Annotated in this window: 5 protein-coding genes; 1 reads left to right on the top strand and 4 read right to left on the bottom strand. The window is 71.5% G+C overall.

The window, feature by feature from the left end; translation table 11 throughout:
• Positions 1-3 precede the first annotated feature (3 nt).
• From HUU95_RS07125 to HUU95_RS07135, 3 genes are all read right to left on the bottom strand, one after another.
• Entirely contained in the window at positions 4-2,610 is a 2,607-nt protein-coding gene (locus tag HUU95_RS07125) for an MMPL family transporter (RefSeq protein ID WP_174279480.1), read from the bottom strand.
• Positions 2,611-2,618: 8 nt separating this feature from the next.
• Positions 2,619-3,071, bottom strand: a complete 453-nt coding sequence (locus HUU95_RS07130; protein ID WP_254602668.1) for a DUF2141 domain-containing protein — start codon at positions 3,069-3,071, stop codon at positions 2,619-2,621.
• Positions 3,072-3,172: 101 nt separating this feature from the next.
• Positions 3,173-3,862 (bottom strand): Crp/Fnr family transcriptional regulator, encoded by a 690-nt coding sequence (locus tag HUU95_RS07135; protein WP_254602669.1) that lies wholly within the window; start codon positions 3,860-3,862, stop codon positions 3,173-3,175.
• A 333-nt stretch (positions 3,863-4,195) separates the two neighbouring features.
• Between HUU95_RS07135 and HUU95_RS07140 the strand changes: the two genes are divergently transcribed.
• Complete coding sequence (locus tag HUU95_RS07140) at positions 4,196-5,167, top strand: NAD(P)H-dependent flavin oxidoreductase (protein ID WP_174279482.1); 972 nt, start codon at positions 4,196-4,198, stop codon at positions 5,165-5,167.
• A 46-nt stretch (positions 5,168-5,213) separates the two neighbouring features.
• Here the strand turns inward: HUU95_RS07140 and HUU95_RS07145 are convergent, their stop codons facing one another.
• A complete protein-coding gene (locus HUU95_RS07145; protein WP_174279483.1) occupies positions 5,214-5,441 on the bottom strand; it encodes a DUF6894 family protein in 228 nt (75 codons plus the stop codon).
• Between the last annotated feature and the right edge of the window lie 220 nt (positions 5,442-5,661).

Consider the following 5,661-nt stretch of genomic DNA (forward strand, 5'->3'; position numbering starts at 1 on the left):
CCGCTACGCCCTAGGCGCGCGGCGCGGCGGGCCGAGCAGCGCGGGCTCGAACACCAGCGCGCAGACCAGCGTCCAGGCGAGGCTCAGCATCAGGATCTTGCCCATGCTGGCGGTGCCGGGATGGTGCGACAGCCACAGCGAGCCGAAGGCGGTGCCGGTCGCGAGCGCGCTGAACAGCACCGCGCGCGCGAGAGGGGACTGGAGCAGCGCGGTCGCCCCGCCGCGCCACGCCATGACGAAGTAGATGTGGAACGCGACGCCGACGCCGAACAGCAGCGGAAAGGCGATGATGTTGGCGAAGTTGATCGGCTGACCGATCAGCACGCACGTGCCAAGCGTCAGGAAGATCGACAGCACCACGGGCGCGAGCGTGAACAGCACCTCGCGCGCGTCGCGCAGCACCGCGAACAGGAGCAGGCTGACGAGGACGAAGGCGATCACCCCCGCCTGCACGAACGCGCCCGCCACCGTGCGCGCGGCCGCCTGCGTCGCCACGGGAAGCCCGGAGATGGCGGGCGTCACGCGCGCGACGGCGGCGCGGAACCGCTCCATCGCCGCGTTGCTGCCTGGGTCGCCCGAGGGAAAGACCTGAAGCCGCACGCGCCCGTCCGGGGCGACCCAGTCGCGGCTGAGGTCTGCGGGGAGGGTCGCGCGCGTCACCGCCTGCGCCTGGAGCGACAGGCGGACCTGGTCGAGCATGGTGGCGAGCGGGCGCGAGAGTCCGGCGTCGAGCGCGGCGCGCTGAGCGGGCGTCCCTCGCGCCAGTTTCTCGAAACGGTCCGCCAGATCGTTGGCGTCGCCGGCCGCGGCCTCGGCCGGACCGTGAACGATGCCGCGGACGCGCGGTCCGGCGACCTGACGCAGCCTGGCGGAAGTGTCGCGCAACGCCGCCACGAGCTCCGCGTCGTTCGGCGGGGCCGCGACGTCGAACGGATTGATCGTCAGGTCGAGTAGCGACGACGCGTCCCCGATCGTCGCGAGCTTCGCGGGCTGGTCATCGGGCACGAACGAGTCGACCGACACCACCTGCTTTACCTCCGGCAGCCTCGCCAGCCGCGCCGCGAGCCCCCTGCCCGCCACCTCGCTCGGCGCCAGCACGTCGATCGTGTCCGGCGTCCGCTCGGGATCGCGCGTCAGGTCGGCGAGCGCGCGCATCGAGGGCGCGGCGGGGTCGCGCAGGTGCAGCGGGTTGAAGTCGAACCGGACCAGCGGCAGCAGCGCGACGCTGGCGGCGAGTGACGCCGCGAACCCCCACAGCACCCACGATCGCCGCCGCTCCAGGAACCGGTCGACGGGCGCGAGCTGGCGGAACCCCACCTCGCGTGCCGGCGCGCCGGCACGCGCCAGCAGGATCAGCGCGGGCAGCAGCGTGACGCTGAACAGCAGCGCGATCACTATGCCCAGCCCCGCGATCACGCCCAGTTCGGCGATGCCGACATAGGCGGTCGGCAGGAACGCACCGAAGCCCAGGAACACCGCCGCCGCCGCGAGGCTGAGCGGCGCGCCCAGCGCGTCGGCGGCGCGGGTCAGCGCAGGCGCGGGCGCGGCCCCACCGGCGCGCTCGGCGTTGAACCGCACCGCGATCTGGATGCCGAAGTCCACCCCAAGCCCGACGAACAGCGGGATGAACGCGACCGAGATGAGGTTCAGCCGACCGACGACGGCCAGCCCCACCGCGGTCGTCACGACCAGCCCGACGACGATCGTCGCCATGATCGCCAGCACCAGCCGCCATGAGCGCGTCGCGAACCACAAGGTGAGCAGCATCGCGCCCAGCATGACCGCGCCGACCGCGCCGATATTCTCCTGCAGCGTCGCGAACTCGTCGTCGGCGAGCGGCACCTCGCCCGTCACCTGCACCCGGATGCCGGGACCGAACGCGCGGGCGGCGGCGCGTACGGCCCGCGTCGGCGCCTCCCCCGGCATCAGCGCCGAATGGTCGAGCACCGGCTGCACGAGGATCAGCCGACGGGTGGGCGCCGCCAGCGCGGGGGAACCGCCCGCGAACAGCCGCATCCACGAGAAGTCCGCCGGTCGTCCCGCCAGCACCCGCGTCGACGCCTGCGCCAGCGCGCGCATCGGCGCGGCGATCCGGCCGAGCGACGCCTGCCCGGACTCCACCCCGTCCAGCACGCTGCCAAGCGCGGTCGATACCCCGCGCAGCGACGGATCGGCGGCGAGCGGCCCCAGCAGCGGCTGCGCATCGATCAGCGCCGCGGTCGAGCGGCGGACGTCCTCGCGGCTGCCGAACAGCAACCCCTCGCGCCCGAGGAAATCGCCGCCGTCGGGCCGGCTCACCCGCCGGAACTGCTTGGCGTCGGCCGCGAAGCGCGTCGCCAGCGCCGCCGCGCCCTGTTCGGCGAGTTCTGGCGTGCGGCCGTCGACGATCACCAGCATGACGTCGGACAGTTGCGGGAACGCCGCCTCCGCCGCGCGCTCCTGCCGCCGCCAGTCGACGGTCGGCGAGATCAGCTCGGCCGTGTCGGTCGTCATCGCGAAATGGCCGGCGGCGTAGAGGACCGCGACCGCCAGCAGCGCGAGCGCGGCGAGCGACGTGGCCCAGGGGCGCGCGATGCCCAGCGCGACTAGGCGGGGTATGGGCGAGCGCACCGGACGGACTACAGGAAGTAGCGCAGCTTCAGGCGGATCGTCTGCGCGGCGCCCGTGAAGGTGAAGGCCGCATCGGCGAACTTGGGCGGCGACAATATGATGCGGGGGTCGTTCGAGAAGCCCACGCCCTCCTTGGGAAGCCCGAAGAACGTCCGGTCGACGTCCTTGTTGTCATTCTCGTCGAGATACGCCTGCACCGCGTAGCGGCCCGGCGGCAGGTCGCGGACCGTCACGGTCGTCGTGCCCACGACCGCGGGGGCATTGCCCGAGAACGGGCAACCGGCCTTCAGGAACCGCGCCTGCGGGCATATATCAATCCGGACGTGCCCCCTGGCCGCGCGCACGTTCGCGACCTCGACAGTCAGCACGCCGTCGCTCGCCGTCACGGGCACCGCGGGCATCGGAGCGGCGGCGGCGATCGGCATCAGCGACATCAGCGACATCAGGGGGGCGAAAGTCATGACGGCTCCTGGCGCGGCGGGCGGCCGGCGGCGCTGGAGACGGTCGCTAGGTCCAAACAGCGGCAGGGATGTGGCGGCCCGGCCGCCGGCGAGCCGGCGCGTCAGGTTCCCTGCACGCCGAGGTGGAGGTACAGCGGGCTGAACCCCGCGACCGCGCGCAGCGCGTCGATGTTGGGGAAGGTGATCGACCGGCCGGTCCGGCAGATGAGGCTGCCGAGCTCCATCGCCTTCAGCGTCCGGTTGATGTGTACCGAGGTGAGCCCCAGCGCGTCGCCGATCTGCTCCTGGATCATCGGCAGCTCGTAGGAGCCATCGGTGCCGAGTCCCTGCGCATCGAGCCGCACCGCGAACTCGCAGAGCAGGTGCGCCAGCCGCGCCTGCGCCTGCCGCCGGCCGACGTTGGTCAGCCACTCGCGGCAGATCGACGCCTCGACCGTGATGTCGGTGTGGATCGCGACCGAGACTGCGGGATGTTTCACCATCAGCTCGCGTATCGCCGTCCGGGGGATCACCGCCAGCTCCGCCTGCGTCAGCGCCTGGATATTGTGGTCGGCAAGATCGAGGAACAGGCCCTGGAGGTCCAGCGCGTCGCCGGGCAGATGGAGCGACACGATCTGGCGCGCGCCATCGCTCGTCAGCTTCTGCCGGAACGCATAGCCCTCGATCAGCACCGAACAGGTGGCGGGCGGCTCGCCCTCCCGCAGCATGTAGGCGGATCGGCTCATCGACCTCTTGGTCATCGGAAGATCGAGGATCGCCGAGCGATCCGCATCCGACAGGACGCTACGCATCTCGAGTTTCCGGACCAGCATCGACAAGGGATGCACGGACATGAAAGTATCTCCCGGAGAGGGCGGGAGCGCGATCACCGCGCGGTGGGTAACGCCCGACCAGACGGCTGGCAATGCTGATGGCTGTAACCTGCTCCGGCCGGTCAAACGAAACATAGGTTTATTTCCGTTCGGCTTAACTACTTATCGCCTCGACCGGTGATCGACCGCGTCGCGGCGGGACCGGCGGGCACCCGGCGGGCACCCGGCGGGCGCGCCCGATTGCATCCGGGCGGCCGCGCGCCTAGTCCGGCGGGAGGCCCAGCTGCTTCGATGCGGCGGCCGGGAGCGACCATGACCCTGCCCGCATCTCTTGGCGCCAGGCTGCGCCTGCCCGTCATGGGATCGCCGTTGTTCATCATCTCGGGGCCGGAACTGGTGATCGCCCAGTGCAAGGCGGGGATCGTCGGCAGCTTCCCGTCGCTCAACGCGCGCCCCGTCGGCCAGCTCGACGAATGGCTGCACCAGATCACGCAGGAACTGGCGGCGCACGACCGCGACCATCCCGACGCACCGGCCGCGCCGTTCGCGGTCAACCAGATCGTCCACCGGTCCAACGACCGGCTGGAGGAGGACCTCGCGCTGTGCGTCAAGTGGCGCGCGCCGATCGTCATCACCTCGCTCGGCGCGCGCACCGACGTGAACGAGGCGGTCCACGGCTATGGCGGACTGACCTTCCACGACGTCATCGACGACCGGTTCGCGCGCAAGGCGGTCGAGAAAGGCGCGGACGGGCTGATCGCGGTCGCCGCCGGGGCGGGCGGCCATGCGGGCACGCTGTCCCCCTTCGCGCTGGTGCAGGAACTGCGCGCCTGGTTCGACGGGCCGCTGGCGCTGTCAGGCTCGATCGCGACCGGCGGCGCGGTGGCCGCGGCGATCGCGATGGGCGCGGACCTGGCTTACATCGGCTCCGCCTTCATCGCGACCGACGAGGCGCGGGCGGCGGAGGGGTACAAGGACATGGTGGTCGCCTCCGGCGCCGCCGACATCGTCTATTCCGACCTGTTCACCGGGGTTCACGGCAACTACCTGAAACCGTCGATCGCCGCCGCGGGGCTGGACCCCGACGCGCTGCCGCCCGGCGACGTCCGCACGATGGACTTCGGCTCTGGCGGCGGCGGCGATGCAAAGGCTTGGCGCGATATCTGGGGCTGCGGCCAGGGGATCGGCGCCGTGACCAGCCGGGGGGCCGCCGGCGAACTGGTGGCGCGGCTGGACGAGGAGTTCCGGGCCGCGGGAAGGCTCGTCGGGGCGATGGCCGGCTAGGGCATTCCCACGCCGCTCCGCGCCGGCCTTCTTGGCCGTATTTTCCTCAGTGCGACTCGGCGCGGACGAACACGGTCGTCACCACCCTGCCCGCCTCGTCCGTCACCTCCACCCTGAACTCGTGGCCGTCCCGGACGAGATCGGGGTCGTCCCGCAACACGTCGGCGGCGAACGCGATGCCCTGCGCCCGCGCCTGCGAATTGTTAGGAAGTTCGGTGCCGGTATCGTCCTCTTCGCGGTTGCGGCCGTGAAGTGAAAAGAAATAGCGCGGCATGGATCATCCCCCCGCCGCCTTGCTATAGACATACGTTTCCCGATGCACTTACGTGGATCAGCCGGCCAGGGACGACGGCCATCGGTTCCGTCAGGCGATCTCGCCCAGCAGCCTCTCCACTTCCGCCGCGCGTTCGCGCGGGTCCGCCAGCGCGACCCGCGCGATCAGCCGGTCGCCCGCCGCCTCCAGTCCGTGACCCGCGGCGATGCCGCCCGCGCGA

It is taken from the genome of Sphingomonas bacterium (assembly GCF_903643065.1).
In the GTDB taxonomy this organism is placed as follows: domain Bacteria; phylum Pseudomonadota; class Alphaproteobacteria; order Sphingomonadales; family Sphingomonadaceae; genus Sphingomonas.